Here is a 13821-nt window from a genome sequence, read left to right as displayed (position 1 = left end):
CTTTCGTCCTGCCCGCCCGCGCCCCGTGGCCGTCCGCGCTGTCAAGGCGCCCTGCAACAGGGCCGCTCCGGGCTGGGGCGTATAATCCGCGCCCTCATTACCTGGATCGACGTCCGATGGCACAGACGATGAAGGCGCTGGTGAAGCGCGAGGCCGGCAAGGGCATCTGGATGGAAGAGCTGCCGGTACCGCAGCCCGGCCCGAACGAGGTGCTGATCAAGCTGGAGAAGACCGCCATCTGCGGCACCGACCTGCATATCTACCTGTGGGACGAGTGGAGCCAGCGCACCATCAAGCCCGGGCTGACCATCGGCCACGAGTTCGTGGGGCGCATCGCGCAGCTCGGCTCCGCGGTGACCGGTTACGATGTCGGCCAGCGCGTGTCGGCCGAAGGGCACATCGTCTGCGGTCACTGCCGCAACTGCCGTGGCGGCCGCCAGCACCTGTGCCCGAACACCGTGGGCATCGGCGTGAACGTCAACGGCGCTTTCGCCGAGTACATGGTGATGCCGGCCAGCAACCTGTGGCCCATCCCGGACCAGATCCCCAGCGAACTGGCGGCGTTCTTCGACCCTTACGGCAACGCGGCGCACTGCGCGCTGGAGTTCGACGTTGTCGGCGAGGACGTGCTGATCACCGGCGCCGGCCCCATCGGCATCATCGCCGCCGGCATCTGCAAGCACATCGGCGCGCGCAACGTCGTGGTCACCGACGTCAACGACTTCCGTTTGAAGCTGGCTGCGGACATGGGTGCTACCCGCGTGGTCAACGTGGCCAACACTTCGCTGAAGGACGTGATGGCCGACCTGCACATGGAAGGCTTCGACGTGGGCCTGGAGATGAGCGGCAACCCGCGCGCGTTCAACGACATGCTCGACTGCATGTACCACGGCGGCAAGATCGCGCTGCTGGGCATCCTGCCCAAGGGCGCCGGCGTGGACTGGGACCGGATCATCTTCAAGGGCCTCACCGTGCAGGGCATCTACGGCCGCAAGATGTACGAGACCTGGTACAAGATGACGCAACTGGTGCTGAGCGGCTTCCCGCTGGGCAAAGTACTCACCCACCAGTTGCCGATCGACGATTTCCAGAAGGGCTTCGACCTGATGGAACAGGGCAAGGCCGGCAAGGTCGTGCTGAGCTGGAATTGACGGCTCATCGCAGAAGAAAAGGGCGCCCTGCGGCGCCCTTTCCATTCCTGCGATCGTGCGATCAGTTGCCGACGCTGAGCGTGAAAACCACGCGATCATCGGCCCAATCGCCATAGTTCACGTTGCCATGGCTGTCGGTACCCACGTAACCCAGTGAAGCCGTCACCATGCCGAACGACTTGCTGAAGCTGACGCCGTAGTCGGTGTAGTCGTCGTAGGGCAGCGTGCTGTCGAACGTAGTGTGGCCCACGTTGAGTGCGACCGAAAAGTCCTTCGGCAAGTCGTAGCTCGCGCCGAGTGCATAATACCAGCTCTCTTCGTCCAAGCCATAGACGTCGTCCGTGTAGGCGACCGTCGCGCTGTAGTTTTCCAGAAAGCTGGTCTTGGTGATCAACTCGGTGTAGCTGCTGGCGGCAGCCTCCGGATACACGTAGCGGTTGACCATCACGTCGAAATTGACGGAGTCGGTAATGTCGACGTTATAGCCGACGAAGAAGTCCACTTCGAAATCCGGCTTGCTGGTATCGAAGTCCACCTGCGACGCCCAGGTACCGGCATACAGTCCGAGGGGTGCGGTGTAGGTGATGCCCGCCTGGCCTGCCGGGCTCTCATCATTCTGGGACACGCCGCGAAACACGTAGTCGGACGTGGCCGCCAGCGACCAGCTGATCGGGGATTCTTCTTCCTCAGCCTCTTGGGCGAAGGCGGACATCGGCAGCGAAAGCAGCAAGGCGGTGGCGAGGGCGGTAGCGAGCTTGACGGGCTTCATCCGGATTCTCCTTGGTCGAGTGATCGTGGGCAGGCGAAGCGCGTGGAACGTCGTACGACCGTCATCACCACTTCACTATTTTTTAACTGCGCCCTGATAGTGCGACGCAGCAATCACCCACGTCAAGCCCCCGCCGGACAAGCGGAAAATTCGTTTCTTTTCCAATCAATTCAGCAGCTTATACGCATCACGCTGGTGCCTTTTCACCATTCAGGGGAAACCAGCCGTACCGTTTTGGTGCCAAGTGAATCGTCCTGCCGGGGCCTGTGGCGGCGCCCTCCCGGTCCGACGGCAGCTCGATCTCCACTTCGTCGCCGACCTCCAGCCGCGCACGCAGCCGTAGCCGCGACCCGTTGCGCTGCGAGCCGATGATCGTCGCGGGCCAGCCCTTCCCATCATCGACCAGGCGCAGGTCCTCCGGACGCACGAACACCTCCGCCTCCCCCTGACCGCACGCGTCCAGCACCGCCAACGGAAGGCCTGCCGCATGCAGGGCGCCTGACTCCCAATGCGCCGGCAACCGGTTCACGACACCGACGAAGGAATAGACGAACGGCGACGCCGGTGCGTCGTAAGCCTCCGCAGGGCTGCCCAGCTGTTCGATGCGTCCGCGATTGAGGATCGCCACGCGATCCGCCAGTTCAAGCGCCTCTTCCTGGTCGTGGGTCACGAAGATGGTGGTGAGTCCGGTGCGGTCGTGCAGTTCGCGCAGCCATCGGCGCAGGTCGCGGCGCACCTGCGCATCGAGCGCACCGAAAGGCTCGTCCAGCAGCAGCACCCGCGGTTCGATGGCCAACGCGCGCGCCAGCGCGACGCGCTGCCGCTGGCCGCCCGACAATTGCGCCGGATAGCGTCCGCCCAGTCCATCGAGTTGCACCAGCGAGAGCAGTTCGGCGACATGGGCGCGGATCACCGCGTCCGCCATGCGCTGCTTGCCGCGCCGCACGCGCAGGCCGAAGGCGATGTTCTCTTCGACCGTCAGATGGCGGAACAAGGCGTAATGCTGGAAGACGAAGCCTGCGCGCCGGGCCTGCACGCTCAGCGAGGTGGCATCCTCGCCGTCGAACAGCACGCGGCCGCCATCGGCCTGCTCCAGGCCTGCAATCACGCGCAGCAGGGTGGTCTTGCCAGAGCCGGAGGGCCCCAGCAGCGCCAGCAGTTCCCCCTCGCGGATATCGAGGGTGACATCGTCCAGTGCAGTGAACGTACCGAACCGCTTCCGCAGGTGCTCGATCTTGATGCTCATGGTGTCGTCTCAATGCCGATGGTTGGCGGCCAGCGCTTCGCCATGGCGCCATTCGAGCCAGGTCTTCAGCGCCAGCGTCAGCAGCGCGGTGAGCGCGAGCAGCGACGCCGCCGCGAACGCCGCGCTGTAGGCGTATTCGTTGTAGAGGATTTCCACGTGCAGCGGCAGCGTGTTGGTGCGGCCGCGGATGTGGCCTGAGACCACCGATACCGCACCGAACTCGCCCAACGCACGCGCACTGCACAGCAGCACGCCGTACAGCAATGCCCAGCGGATGTTGGGCAGGGTCACGCGCCAGAAGGTCTGCCATCCGCTGGCACCCAGGCTGAGTGCCGCCAGTTCCTCGTCCGTTCCCTGCTGCTCCATCAGCGGCATCAGCTCGCGCGCGATGAAGGGGAACGTCACGAAGAGCGTCGCCAGTACGATGCCGGGCAGCGCGAAGATGATCTTCGGCACCTGCACATGCAGCTCGCCCAACCATGGCAGCGACAGGCGCCAGCCTTCGTCGACCAGCGCGTACGCCCAGCCCTGCGCACCGAAGATCAGCACGTAGATCAGGCCGGCCACCACGGGCGACACCGCGAAGGGCAGGTCGATCAGCGTCACCAGCCAGCGTTTGCCTCGGAATTCATGCTTGCTGACGGCCCAAGCTGCGGCCACGCCGAACACCAGGTTGAGCGGCACCACGATCAAGGTCACCAGCAGCGTCAGCTTCACTGCGGCGAGCGCATCGGCCTCGCTGACCGCGGCCAGGAAGGCGCCCCATCCACCTCGCAGCGCTTCCACGAAAACCAGGGCCAGCGGCAGCACGAGGAACGACAGCAGGAACCCTAGCGCGCCCAGCACGAGCAACACCTGCACCCAGATGGGCTCGCTGGTCGCGCTGCGCGGGCGCGGCGAAGGGGTGGTACGAGGCTCCACGGAAGCGGACTCCGGCGGCAAGGCGATGACGGCCGAGAGGGTTTCGCCCATGTCAGCCCCCTGCCCGCTTGCCGGTACGTTGCAGGCGCGCCTGCAACGTATTGATCACCAGCAGGAGCGCGAAGGACAGCAGCAGCATCGCCGCCGCGATGGCGGTGGCGCCCTCGTAGTCGAACTCTTCCAGCTTGATCGTGATCAGCAGCGGCGCGATCTCGGACACGCCCGGCAGGTTGCCGGCGATGAAGATCACCGAGCCGTACTCGCCCACGCCGCGCGCGAACGCGAGCGCGAATCCGGCCAGAACCGCCGGCCACAAGGTCGGCAACACCACGCGCCGCACGGTCTGCCAGCGGCTGGCGCCCAGCGTCGCCGCCGCTTCCTCGAGTTCCACCTCCACTTCCGCCAACACGGGTTGCACCACGCGTACGACGAACGGCAGGCCGATGAAGACCAGCGCCACTGTGATCCCCAGCGGCGAGTAAGCCACCTTGATGCCCGCGGCTTCCAGCCACTGGCCGATCCAACCGGTCGGTCCGTACAACGCCGTCAGCGCGATGCCGGCCACCGCCGTCGGCAACGCGAACGGCAGGTCGATCATCGCGTCGAACACGCGTTTGCCCGGGAAGCGGTAGCGCACGAACACCCACGCGACCAGCGTTCCCATCACGGCGTTGAACGCCGCCGCCGCCACCGCGGTGCCGAAGCTGATGCGCAATGCGGCCAGCACGCGCGGCTCGGTCCAGATCGACCACAGTCCGGCGACTCCCAGACCGCTGGCCTTGAAGAACACGCCGACCAGGGGGATCAGCACGATCAGCCCCAACCACAACAGCGTGTAGCCAAGGCTGAGGCCGAAGCCGGGGATGATGCGCCGGGTGCGCGCCCTTCCCGGCAATGGGGGCGACACGACCGCCATGACTACTTCGCCTGGATCTGGTCGAATACGCCGCCGTCGGCGAAATGCGTGGCCTGCGCCTTCGCCCATGAACCGAAGACGCCGTTGATGGTCACCAGTTCAAGCTTGGGGAAGCGCGCGACGTCCTCCGGTGCGGCGTACTGCGGATAGCGCGGACGGTAGTAGTGCTTGGCCGCAAGCCGCTGTCCGGCCGGCGAATACAGGTACTTCAGGTAGGCCTGCGCGACCTCGCGGGTGCCGTGCTTGTCGACGTTGCGGTCGACCAGCGCCACCGGCGGCTCTGCCAGGATCGACAGCGACGGCACGACCATGTCGAACTTGTCCGGTCCCAGTTCCTCGATCGACAGAAGGGCCTCGTTCTCCCACGCCAGCAGCACGTCCCCGATGCCACGCTGGACGAAGGTGGTGGTGGCGCCGCGCGCGCCGGTGTCGAGCACGGGCACGTTGCGGAACAGCGCACGCACGAAGTTGCGCGTCTTGGCCTCGTCACCCTTGAAGATCTTCAGACCGTAGGCCCACGCGGCAAGGTAGTTCCAGCGCGCGCCGCCGGACGTCTTCGGATTGGGCGTGATCACCGACACACCGGGCTTCAGCAGGTCGTGCCAGTCGCGGATCTTCTTCGGGTTGCCCTTGCGCACCAGGAACACGATGGTCGAGGTATACGGCGCGCTGTTCTCGGGCAGGCGCGACTGCCAGTTCGCCGGCAACAGCTTGGCACGCTGGGAGATCGAGTCGATGTCGTAGGCCAGCGCCAGGGTCACCACATCGGCCTCGAGACCGTCGATGACCGAGCGGGCCTGCTTGCCGGAACCGCCATGCGAGGTTTCGATGCTGACCTTCTGCTGCTTCGTCTTCTGCCAATCCGCGGCGAAGGCGGTGTTGAACTCGCGGTAGAACTCGCGGGTCGGATCGTAAGAGACGTTGAGCAGGGTGATGTCCCGCGCTGGCGCGGCAGACGCCAGCGCCAGGCCGCAGGCAAGCCAGGCAGCGCGAGCGAGGTACGAGAGGGATCTCTTCATGCAGCATCCAGGAAAGGGGGGGGGCCGGGACCCGAGACTGCGCGGCCGGAAACGCGATGCTGCGTGTGCACATGCCGGCAGGGAAATGACGAAACAGCGACCGCTTATGCCGTTGCCGCATGACGCGACCGGGGTGATCGCGGGGCGCGGGTAGAATGGTGGCCTGCCCCTTTCGCCCCTGCCCCATGTCCAATCCGCTGACTGCCCACTACGCCGCCACCCTGGATGAGATCCGCGCCCAGGGCCTGTTCAAGTCCGAACGCATCATCACCGGCCCCCAGTCGGCTGAGATCACTCTGGAAGACGGCCGCACGGTGCTAAATTTCTGCGCCAACAATTATCTGGGCCTGGCCGACCACCCCGACATCATCCAGGCGGCGAAGGATGCGCTGGACACGCACGGGTTCGGGATGGCATCGGTGCGCTTCATCTGCGGCACCCAGGACCTGCACAAGCAGCTGGAGAAGACGATCGCGGACTTCTTCGGCACCGACGACACCATCCTCTACGCCGCCTGCTTCGATGCAAACGGCGGCCTGTTCGAGCCGCTGCTGGGCGAAGACGACGCCATCATCTCGGACGCACTGAACCACGCCTCGATCATCGACGGCGTGCGCCTGTGCAAGGCCAAGCGCTTCCGCTACGCAAACTGCGACATGGCCGACCTGGAAGCCCAGTTGCAGGCCGCCGATGCGGCCGGCTGCAGGACCAAGCTGATCACCACCGACGGTGTGTTCTCGATGGATGGCTTCATCGCGCCGCTGGACGAGATCACCGCGCTGGCGAAGAAGTACGGCGCACTTGTCCACATCGATGAATGCCATGCCACCGGGTTCCTCGGCGCGACGGGCCGCGGCTCGGCCGAAGTGAAGGGCGTGATGGACAGGATCGACATCTTCACCGGCACCCTGGGCAAGGCGATGGGTGGCGCGCTGGGCGGGTTCACCACGGCGCGCAAGGAAGTGGTCGAGTTGCTGCGCCAGCGTTCGCGGCCCTACCTGTTCTCCAACTCATTGCCGCCGCATGTCGTGGCCGCTGGCATCAAGGCGTTCGAGATGTTGTCTTCGGCCGGCGACCTGCGCGAGCGGCTGCGCGAGAACACCGCCTACTTCCGCGAGCGCATGACGGCGGCGGGTTTCGACATCAAGCCCGGCGTGCACCCGATCAGCCCGGTGATGCTGTACGACGCACCGCTGGCGCAGCGCTTCGCCGAGCGTCTGCTGGAAGAAGGGATCTATGCGATCGGATTCTTCTTTCCGGTGGTACCGAAGGGCCAGGCGCGCATCCGCACGCAGATGAGCGCGGCGCATACGCGCGAGCACCTGGATCGCGCCATCGAGGCGTTCATCCGCATCGGACGCGAACTGGGCGTGCTGAAGGCCTGACCGGACAGGCGCGCCCGCGCGTCAACGGGCGCGCCTGGCGGTGGTCGGCGCTTTCGGCCGCGTCGATGCACCCTTGGCCACGCGGATGCCGCGCGCCTTCATCCAGGCGTCGAACTCTTCGGCCCTCATCTTGCGGCCGTTCTGCTGCATGTCGAAGCGATGGCCATGCGGCCCTGGTGCGACGGTGACGACGGCATCCTTGGGCGCGCTCTTGGCGGTGGTGCCCGGCGCATGGCTGGCGCACCCCGCCAGCAGGCCGAGCGCAAGCGGCAGGGCGCAACGCGCCGGCAGGCGCGCGATCAGATTCGACATGTCATTCCCCAAGTTTCAGCCCGGAACGAGTGTAGGCAGATGCCGCGCACGGAACCCGGACGGTGGTCGCGCAATCAACGCCCGTCTGTCGGCGCCAGCGCATCACGTTCATGCGCATCGAGCAGGCGCCAGGCGCCCTTGGCGAGCGCGCCCAGTTCGATCGGGCCGATCGCCACGCGCACCAGCCGCAGCACGCGGACATCGAAGGCTTCGAGCAGGCGCCGGATCTGCCGGTTGCGACCTTCGTCCAGCACGATCTCCAGCCACGCGTTGCGTTCGCCCGCACGCAGCAATCGCGCATCGCGCGCCGAGAGGTGTTCGCCGTCCACCTCAACCCCCTTCCGCAGCGCTTCCAGCAAGGAGGCGTCCGGCACGCGGTCGACCTGGACGTGATAGGTCTTGTCCGGACCCTGGGCCGGGTCGGTGATGCGGGCGGCCCACGCCGGATCGTTGGTGAACAACAGCAGCCCTTCACTGGCCTTGTCCAGCCGCCCGACCGGCGCGAGCCATGGCAGGCCTGCGTCTTCCAGGCATCGGTAGACGGTGTCGCGCCCCTGTTCGTCCCGGGTCGTCGTGACCAGGCCACGCGGCTTGTTGAGCATCAGGTAGTGGCGCGGCGCGACGGCCGGCTCGTGGCCATCCACACGCACCACAGCGCGGCCCGCGATGACGGGAAACTCCGGATCGCGCACGATGCGCCCGTCCACCGAAACGCGTCCTTCCGCGATCCAGCGCGCCGCTTCGGTGCGAGAGCACACGCCCTGCTTGGACAGCACGCGGGCCAGTCCATGCCGCACGCCCGGCTGCGTCCTGTCGCGCGTGGGCGCACGCGTGCGCGACGGCACGCGCGGATCACGGGGCGGGCGCGATGCGGGCATTGCGTGGATGCAAGCGAAACGGCCGGAGTGCCGGCCGCCGCGGGATCAGTTCTTCTTCGCCGGCTCGGCCGGTGCCGGTGCGGCGGCCGGCGCAACCGGCGCCTTGACGACACGGACGCCGCGCGACTTCATCCAGGCATCGAACTCGTCGGCGGTCATGCGCTTGCCGTTCTGGCTCATGTCGAAGCGCCACGGCGTATTGTCGTGCGCCGTCTTGGGCTGGTACGCCGCCGGGCTGTTGGCGACGGCAGCGGCCGGAGCGCCGGTCGGCGCGGGCAGCGCCTTGGCTACGTTGCGGCAGCCTTCGATGCGCAGGCGCAACAGGACGCGATCGACCGATTGGGCTTCATCGAACGCATGCGAGGCCAGCACGCCCGAAGGGGCGCCAAGCTGCGTCGCGGTGGCGGTGAACTCGGGCGCGACCGGTGCGATCACCGTGGCCGGTGTCTTCAACGGCGCCGGAACCAGTCCGCTCGCGCAGTCCGGTGCGGCGTAGGCCGCGGGAACGGCGGCGATGCACAGCAGGCTGGCTACGACGTGACGGCGCATCGGGCGACTCCTGAATCTTTTCCAAGTGCCGCGAGTGTAGGCAGCGCACCGGGGCATGGCAAGAAAATGCGCGGCCACGCGCGCGCCGATGCACAAAGGCGGCGCTGGATCACGCAGGACACGCGAACCGCGCCCAAAAAAGAAGCCCGACACAAGGCCGGGCTTCTTCTTTACTGCTGCAGAGCGTCCGATCAGTTCTGGACGTTCAGTTCCGTACGACGGTTGCGCTCGCTCTTGCAGCCCGGCAGGGTCTGCGCGGTCGGCTCCAGCGGACGGCTCTCGCCGTAACCCACCGGGCCCACCAGGCGCGAGGCGTCGACGCCGTTGCTGGTCAGGTAGTCGTACACGGCCTGCGCACGACGCTGCGACAGCGACTGGTTGTAGGCGTCCGCACCGCACAGGTCGGTGTGGCCGGCCACTTCGACGCGCAGGTCGGGGTAGCGCTTCAGGATCTCGGCGGCTTCGCTCAGGATCGCGACCGCGTCCGGACGCAGCGTCGACTTGTCAAAGTCGAAGTTCACGCCCTTCAGGTCGATCGAGACCTGCACCGGGCAGCCGTCCGGACCGATGGTCTGACCAGCCTGCGAACCGGGGCACTTGTCGTCGCAGTTGTTGACGCCGTCGCCGTCGTCGTCCAGGTCGGCGCAGCTCGGGGCGGCCGGCGGCGGCGGCGGGGCAGCGGCTTCGGCCTTCGGACCCAGCGGGATCACGACGCCGATCGAAGCCAGCACGTCACCGAAGTAGCTCTCTTCCTGCTGGTGGATGCCACCTTCGGCGGTGTAGCTCTGGTCGTCGAAGTCGGCGCGGTAGGCCACTTCGGCGCGCACGGCGACGCGCTTGTCGAAGGTGGTCTGCAGGCCCACGCCCAGCTTGGCGGCCAGGTTGTTGTCACGACGCTGCGCCGGCGAGTCCGGGCTGTTGATCACATACTCTTCTTCCGAACGCTGCATGCCCAGGCCCGCCACGATGTACGGGTTCCAGCCACGGCCTTCCTGGATGAAGTGGCGACGCAGGTCCATCGAGATGCCGTACTGGCTCCAGTTCAGGTCCTTGTTGAAGTCGAAGTTCGGGTTCTGGTAGTTCAGCTCACCGTCCAGCGACCAGTTCGGGCTGATGAACTTGCCGAGGCCCAGGGTCAGGAACTGGGTGTCTTCAGTGCGACGGTCGGAATCCTGCTGGTTCCAGCCTGCGGAGCCGGTCAGGTACCAACGGTCGTCGAATTCCTGCGCCATCGCGGTGTTCGCGAGGCTCAGGCCGCCGAGCAGCGCGGCGCAGAGAATCTTCTTGTTCATTTGCAGCTCCTTTCCTTGTAAAAGTTCAGTTGTGAGAAACCGAAGGGCTTCGTGGTGACGCGGATTCCGGCACTTCTAGTTGTTATTCGAGGCGACAGGCACCCGTCGCCTTGCTGAACAGATTATGCGGGGGTACGTGAAGACTGTGTTAACGGTACCATAACAAGTTGGGAAAGGTTAACACTCTTCCCGCGAACTGGCACGGATTCGTGGGGGTCGGAAGCGCCCCCCCTCTTTCAAGTCACATTATGGTGACGCTTCGATCCACGCGCGCGTCTTGGCTGGCGCGCCCGCGGACCGCAAGCTGTAGCGATGGACCTGCCGCCGACTTCCCCGCTTCCCAGCCTGTTCGTTTCGCACGGCTCGCCCATGCTGGCGGTCGAGGACTCCCCCACCGGCCGCTTCCTGGACCGGCTGGGAGAACGGCTGCCGCGCCCGCGGGCCATCGTGGTGGCGTCCGCCCACTTCACCCATGCGCGCCCCACCGTCACCGCCACGCCCTTGCCGGAAACGATCCACGACTTCGGGGGGTTCCCGGAAGCGCTTTACCGGATCCAGTACCCCGCGTCCGGCGCGCCCGGACTGGCGGACCAGGTCGCCACGGCCCTGCGGAACGCCGGCTTCCCCGCCCAGGTGGATGGGCATCACGGGCTGGACCATGGCGTCTGGGTGCCGCTCCGGCGGATGTATCCCGATGCCGGGATCCCTGTGATCGCGTTGTCGGTCGATCCGTCGCAGACCGCCGAGTGGCATTACCGGCTGGGGGGCGCGCTGGCGCCGCTGCGCGGTCAGGGCGTGCTGGTGGTGGGGTCCGGCGGGTTTTCGCACAACCTGCGCGCCCTGGACTGGCAGCACGCGCACGCAGCGCCCTACCCTTGGGTGACAGCGTTCACAGATGCCCTGCGCGATCGGCTGCTGGCGGGCGACATCGCGGGCGCGCTGGACTGGACTGCCCTGCCCGAGGCGCACCGCAACCATCCGACGACGGAACATCTGTTCCCGTTGTACGTGGCGCTGGGCGCAGGAGGAGCGGGCGCCAAGGGAAGGCTGCTCCATCGCGACGTGGAAATGGGTGGCCTGGCGCTGGACGCGTTCGCCTTCGACGCCGTCTGATCAACAGGGGAGCCCGCGCTCCCACGGCGGGTCGTCACCGAACTCTTCGATCAGGAACTCGGTGAATGCCCGCACGCGCGGTGGCACCAGGCGACGCTGCGGCATCACCGCACTGATCGCGGTCGTGGTCAGCGGGTAATCAGGCAGCAGCACCTCCAGCCGACCGGCACGCAGATCGTCGGCGACGTGCCAAAGCGAATGGATCACGATGCCTTCGCCCGCCAGCGAGGCATCGCGCAGGACTTCACCGAAGTTGCTCTCGAGGCGCCCCTGCACCCGCACCGCGACTTCGCCGCCCGTCGGCGTGCCCAGCCGCCACACATCCTGCCGGCCGCCACTGCCGAACAGCAGCAGGCAGTCATGATCGGCGAGTTCGTCGGGCGTGCGCGGCCGACGGCGTCGGCGCAGGTAATCGGGCGAGGCGCACAGCACGCGCCGGTTCGGGGCGATGCGCCGGGCGACCAGGCGAGAATCGTCCAGCGCACCGATGCGGATCGCCAGGTCGAAGCCTTCGCTGACCAGGTCCACGACGTTGTCGCTGAGGTGGATGCTGAGACGCAGCTTCGGATGGCGCGCGAGGAAGGCCGGCAGCCGCGGCGACACGTACTGCCGTCCGAACGACGCGGACATCGTCATCCGCAGGGTGCCGGCGATCTCCTGCGCCGCTTCGCGCAGGCCGGCGCCCAGTGTTTCGAGTTCCTCCACCAGCACCCGCCCCTGCTCGGCCAGCGCGGCGCCCTCCGGCGTGGGATGCAGGCGACGTGTCGTCCGGTGCAGCAAGCGCACGCCCAGCTCCTTCTCCAGCCGTTTCAGGCGCTGACTGGCCACGGCGACCGAAAGATCCAGGCTGTGCGCCGCTGCCGTGATCGAGCCGAGATCGAGCACGCGCAAGAACAGGGCCAGGTCGCCGACGCGATCCATTCTCAAGTTTCCATTGAAAGTGATTCGGCATATTCACTGTTTTTCATCAACCAGGGAAGGCGCACGCTGCACGCCTTGCTCTTTCAACCCCTGCTGCGATGTCCCCCACCGCCTCCTCCCGACTGCCGTTGGGCCTGTACGCGCTCACCGCCGGCGCCTTCGGCATCGGCACCACCGAGTTCGTCATCATGGGCCTGCTGATGCAGGTCGCCGCCGACCTGCAGGTCTCCATCGCCGCCGCGGGCCTGCTGATCTCCGGCTACGCGCTGGGCGTATTCGTCGGCGCCCCCCTGCTGACGGCCGCTACCCAACGGATGCCGCGCAAGGCGGTGCTGGTCGCGCTGATGATCGTGTTCACACTCGGCAACCTGGCCTGCGCACTCGCGCCGAACTACGAACTGCTGATGACCGCGCGCGTGATCACGTCGCTGGCGCACGGCACCTTCTTCGGCGTCGGCGCCGTGGTCGCCACCGGCCTGGTCAGCGAGGACCGCAAGGCCTCGGCGATTTCCGTCATGTTCACCGGCCTGACCGTCGCCACGCTGCTCGGCGTACCGGCCGGTGCCTGGCTGGGGCTGGAATACGGCTGGCGCGCCACCTTCTGGGCCGTGACCGCCATCGGCGTGTTCGCCACCGTCATCATCGCCACGCTGGTGCCGGCCGACCGCAGCGCGCCCGCGCCACTGTCGTTCCGCGATGAGCTGCGGGTGGTCGGTCGTCCGCAGGTGCTGCTGGGCCTGTTGATGACGGTGCTCGGCTTCGGCGGCATGTTCACTGTCTATACCTACATCCAGCCACTGCTGACCCAGGTGACCGGCTTCGCCGACGCGGCCGTCTCGCCGATCCTGCTGGTGTTCGGCGTGGGCATGATCATCGGCAACCTGCTGGGCGGACGCTTCGCCGATCGCCGACTGGCCACGGCCCTGCTCGGCACACTGGCCCTGCTGGTGCTGGTAATGGGCGCGATGGGCTTCGCCCTGCACAGCCGCTGGGCGATGGTCCTCTTCACCGGCCTGCTGGGCGCCGCCGCGTTCGCGACCGTCTCGCCGCTGCAGCTGTGGGTGCTGCAGAAAGCCCGCGATGCGCAAAGCCTGGCGTCCAGCCTGAACATCGGCGCCTTCAACCTCGGCAACGCGCTCGGCGCGTGGCTGGGCGGCGCGGTGATCTCGCACGGCCTCGGCCTGTCGGCATTGCCGTGGGTGGCCGCGCTGGTGCCGGCCTCCGCCTTCATGGTGGCGCTGTGGAGCCTCGCACTCGACCGCGACCGTGATCGCGATCGCGCATCCACGGCGCAGGACTCGCAGCATGCAGGCGAATGCGCCTGAGCAACCGGATCCTCGTCTCCCTTC

Annotated in this window: 14 protein-coding genes; 4 read left to right on the top strand and 10 right to left on the bottom strand. The window is 66.9% G+C overall.

All coding sequences use genetic code 11. The features are described 5' to 3' along the window. Positions 1-116 precede the first annotated feature (116 nt). Positions 117-1151 carry an L-threonine 3-dehydrogenase gene (gene tdh / locus IAE60_RS08810; protein WP_185895472.1) on the top strand — a complete coding sequence of 345 codons (1035 nt, stop codon included), beginning with the start codon at positions 117-119 and terminating at the stop codon, positions 1149-1151. Positions 1152-1212: 61 nt separating this feature from the next. Here tdh and IAE60_RS08805 read toward each other — a convergent pair whose 3' ends face one another. The 5 genes from IAE60_RS08805 to IAE60_RS08785 form a co-directional block, all read right to left on the bottom strand. Further along, positions 1213-1920 (bottom strand): TorF family putative porin, encoded by a 708-nt coding sequence (locus IAE60_RS08805; protein ID WP_187574560.1) that lies wholly within the window; start codon positions 1918-1920, stop codon positions 1213-1215. Between the two features lie 187 nt (positions 1921-2107). Continuing rightward, a complete protein-coding gene (locus IAE60_RS08800) occupies positions 2108-3166 on the bottom strand; it encodes a sulfate/molybdate ABC transporter ATP-binding protein (protein ID WP_187574559.1) in 1059 nt (352 codons plus the stop codon). 9 nt (positions 3167-3175) lie between these two features. After that, positions 3176-4138 carry a sulfate ABC transporter permease subunit CysW gene (gene cysW / locus IAE60_RS08795; protein WP_187574558.1) on the bottom strand — a complete coding sequence of 321 codons (963 nt, stop codon included), beginning with the start codon at positions 4136-4138 and terminating at the stop codon, positions 3176-3178. A gap of 1 nt (position 4139) precedes the next feature. After that, positions 4140-5003 carry a sulfate ABC transporter permease subunit CysT gene (gene cysT / locus IAE60_RS08790; RefSeq protein ID WP_187574557.1) on the bottom strand — a complete coding sequence of 288 codons (864 nt, stop codon included), beginning with the start codon at positions 5001-5003 and terminating at the stop codon, positions 4140-4142. A 2-nt stretch (positions 5004-5005) separates the two neighbouring features. Beyond that, positions 5006-6022 carry a sulfate ABC transporter substrate-binding protein gene (locus tag IAE60_RS08785; protein WP_187574556.1) on the bottom strand — a complete coding sequence of 339 codons (1017 nt, stop codon included), beginning with the start codon at positions 6020-6022 and terminating at the stop codon, positions 5006-5008. 185 nt (positions 6023-6207) lie between these two features. Here IAE60_RS08785 and kbl point away from each other — a divergent pair, with 185 nt between their 5' ends. After that, complete coding sequence (gene kbl, locus IAE60_RS08780) at positions 6208-7407, top strand: glycine C-acetyltransferase (RefSeq protein WP_187574555.1); 1200 nt, start codon at positions 6208-6210, stop codon at positions 7405-7407. A 21-nt stretch (positions 7408-7428) separates the two neighbouring features. Here the strand turns inward: kbl and IAE60_RS08775 are convergent, their stop codons facing one another. The 4 genes from IAE60_RS08775 to IAE60_RS08760 all read right to left on the bottom strand — a co-directional run bounded on the left by IAE60_RS08775 (position 7429) and on the right by IAE60_RS08760 (position 10438). Further along, positions 7429-7719 (bottom strand): hypothetical protein, encoded by a 291-nt coding sequence (locus IAE60_RS08775; RefSeq protein WP_187574817.1) that lies wholly within the window; start codon positions 7717-7719, stop codon positions 7429-7431. A gap of 74 nt (positions 7720-7793) precedes the next feature. After that, the gene (locus tag IAE60_RS08770) at positions 7794-8597 is read right to left on the bottom strand and encodes a pseudouridine synthase (RefSeq protein WP_187574554.1); all 804 of its coding nucleotides are present in this window, start codon (positions 8595-8597) and stop codon (positions 7794-7796) included. 45 nt (positions 8598-8642) lie between these two features. After that, entirely contained in the window at positions 8643-9146 is a 504-nt protein-coding gene (locus tag IAE60_RS08765; protein WP_187574553.1) for a hypothetical protein, read from the bottom strand. A 191-nt stretch (positions 9147-9337) separates the two neighbouring features. Next, entirely contained in the window at positions 9338-10438 is a 1101-nt protein-coding gene (locus IAE60_RS08760) for an OmpA family protein (protein ID WP_187574552.1), read from the bottom strand. A gap of 312 nt (positions 10439-10750) precedes the next feature. Between IAE60_RS08760 and IAE60_RS08755 the strand changes: the two genes are divergently transcribed. After that, a complete protein-coding gene (locus IAE60_RS08755; RefSeq protein ID WP_187574551.1) occupies positions 10751-11551 on the top strand; it encodes a dioxygenase family protein in 801 nt (266 codons plus the stop codon). On the opposite strand, the gene IAE60_RS08750 is transcribed toward IAE60_RS08755, so the two are convergent. Continuing rightward, positions 11552-12472, bottom strand: a complete 921-nt coding sequence (locus IAE60_RS08750; RefSeq protein WP_187574550.1) for a LysR family transcriptional regulator — start codon at positions 12470-12472, stop codon at positions 11552-11554. Positions 12473-12570: 98 nt separating this feature from the next. On the opposite strand from IAE60_RS08750, the gene IAE60_RS08745 reads away from it, so the two are divergent. Next, positions 12571-13797 carry an MFS transporter gene (locus tag IAE60_RS08745; RefSeq protein WP_187574549.1) on the top strand — a complete coding sequence of 409 codons (1227 nt, stop codon included), beginning with the start codon at positions 12571-12573 and terminating at the stop codon, positions 13795-13797. Positions 13798-13821 lie beyond the last annotated feature (24 nt).

The organism is Pseudoxanthomonas mexicana (assembly GCF_014397415.1).
GTDB classification, from domain to species: Bacteria; Pseudomonadota; Gammaproteobacteria; order Xanthomonadales; family Xanthomonadaceae; genus Pseudoxanthomonas_A; species Pseudoxanthomonas_A mexicana.
The sequence above is the reverse complement of the archived record's forward strand: the minus strand, read 5'-3'. Positions and strand labels throughout refer to the sequence as shown.

What these genes read in the sequence shown, in the direction of transcription:
- kbl (WP_187574555.1), top strand. Translation starts at nt 6,208, where the DNA reads ATGTCCAATCCGCTGACTGCCCACTACGCCGCCACCCTGGATGAGATC.
- IAE60_RS08760 (WP_187574552.1), bottom strand. Translation starts at nt 10,438, where the DNA reads ATGAACAAGAAGATTCTCTGCGCCGCGCTGCTCGGCGGCCTGAGCCTC.
- IAE60_RS08800 (WP_187574559.1), bottom strand. Translation starts at nt 3,166, where the DNA reads ATGAGCATCAAGATCGAGCACCTGCGGAAGCGGTTCGGTACGTTCACT.
- IAE60_RS08785 (WP_187574556.1), bottom strand. Translation starts at nt 6,022, where the DNA reads ATGAAGAGATCCCTCTCGTACCTCGCTCGCGCTGCCTGGCTTGCCTGC.
- tdh (WP_185895472.1), top strand. Translation starts at nt 117, where the DNA reads ATGGCACAGACGATGAAGGCGCTGGTGAAGCGCGAGGCCGGCAAGGGC.
- IAE60_RS08755 (WP_187574551.1), top strand. Translation starts at nt 10,751, where the DNA reads ATGGACCTGCCGCCGACTTCCCCGCTTCCCAGCCTGTTCGTTTCGCAC.
- IAE60_RS08765 (WP_187574553.1), bottom strand. Translation starts at nt 9,146, where the DNA reads ATGCGCCGTCACGTCGTAGCCAGCCTGCTGTGCATCGCCGCCGTTCCC.
- IAE60_RS08750 (WP_187574550.1), bottom strand. Translation starts at nt 12,472, where the DNA reads ATGGATCGCGTCGGCGACCTGGCCCTGTTCTTGCGCGTGCTCGATCTC.
- IAE60_RS08745 (WP_187574549.1), top strand. Translation starts at nt 12,571, where the DNA reads ATGTCCCCCACCGCCTCCTCCCGACTGCCGTTGGGCCTGTACGCGCTC.
- cysT (WP_187574557.1), bottom strand. Translation starts at nt 5,003, where the DNA reads ATGGCGGTCGTGTCGCCCCCATTGCCGGGAAGGGCGCGCACCCGGCGC.
- IAE60_RS08770 (WP_187574554.1), bottom strand. Translation starts at nt 8,597, where the DNA reads ATGCCCGCATCGCGCCCGCCCCGTGATCCGCGCGTGCCGTCGCGCACG.
- IAE60_RS08805 (WP_187574560.1), bottom strand. Translation starts at nt 1,920, where the DNA reads ATGAAGCCCGTCAAGCTCGCTACCGCCCTCGCCACCGCCTTGCTGCTT.
- IAE60_RS08775 (WP_187574817.1), bottom strand. Translation starts at nt 7,719, where the DNA reads ATGTCGAATCTGATCGCGCGCCTGCCGGCGCGTTGCGCCCTGCCGCTT.
- cysW (WP_187574558.1), bottom strand. Translation starts at nt 4,138, where the DNA reads ATGGGCGAAACCCTCTCGGCCGTCATCGCCTTGCCGCCGGAGTCCGCT.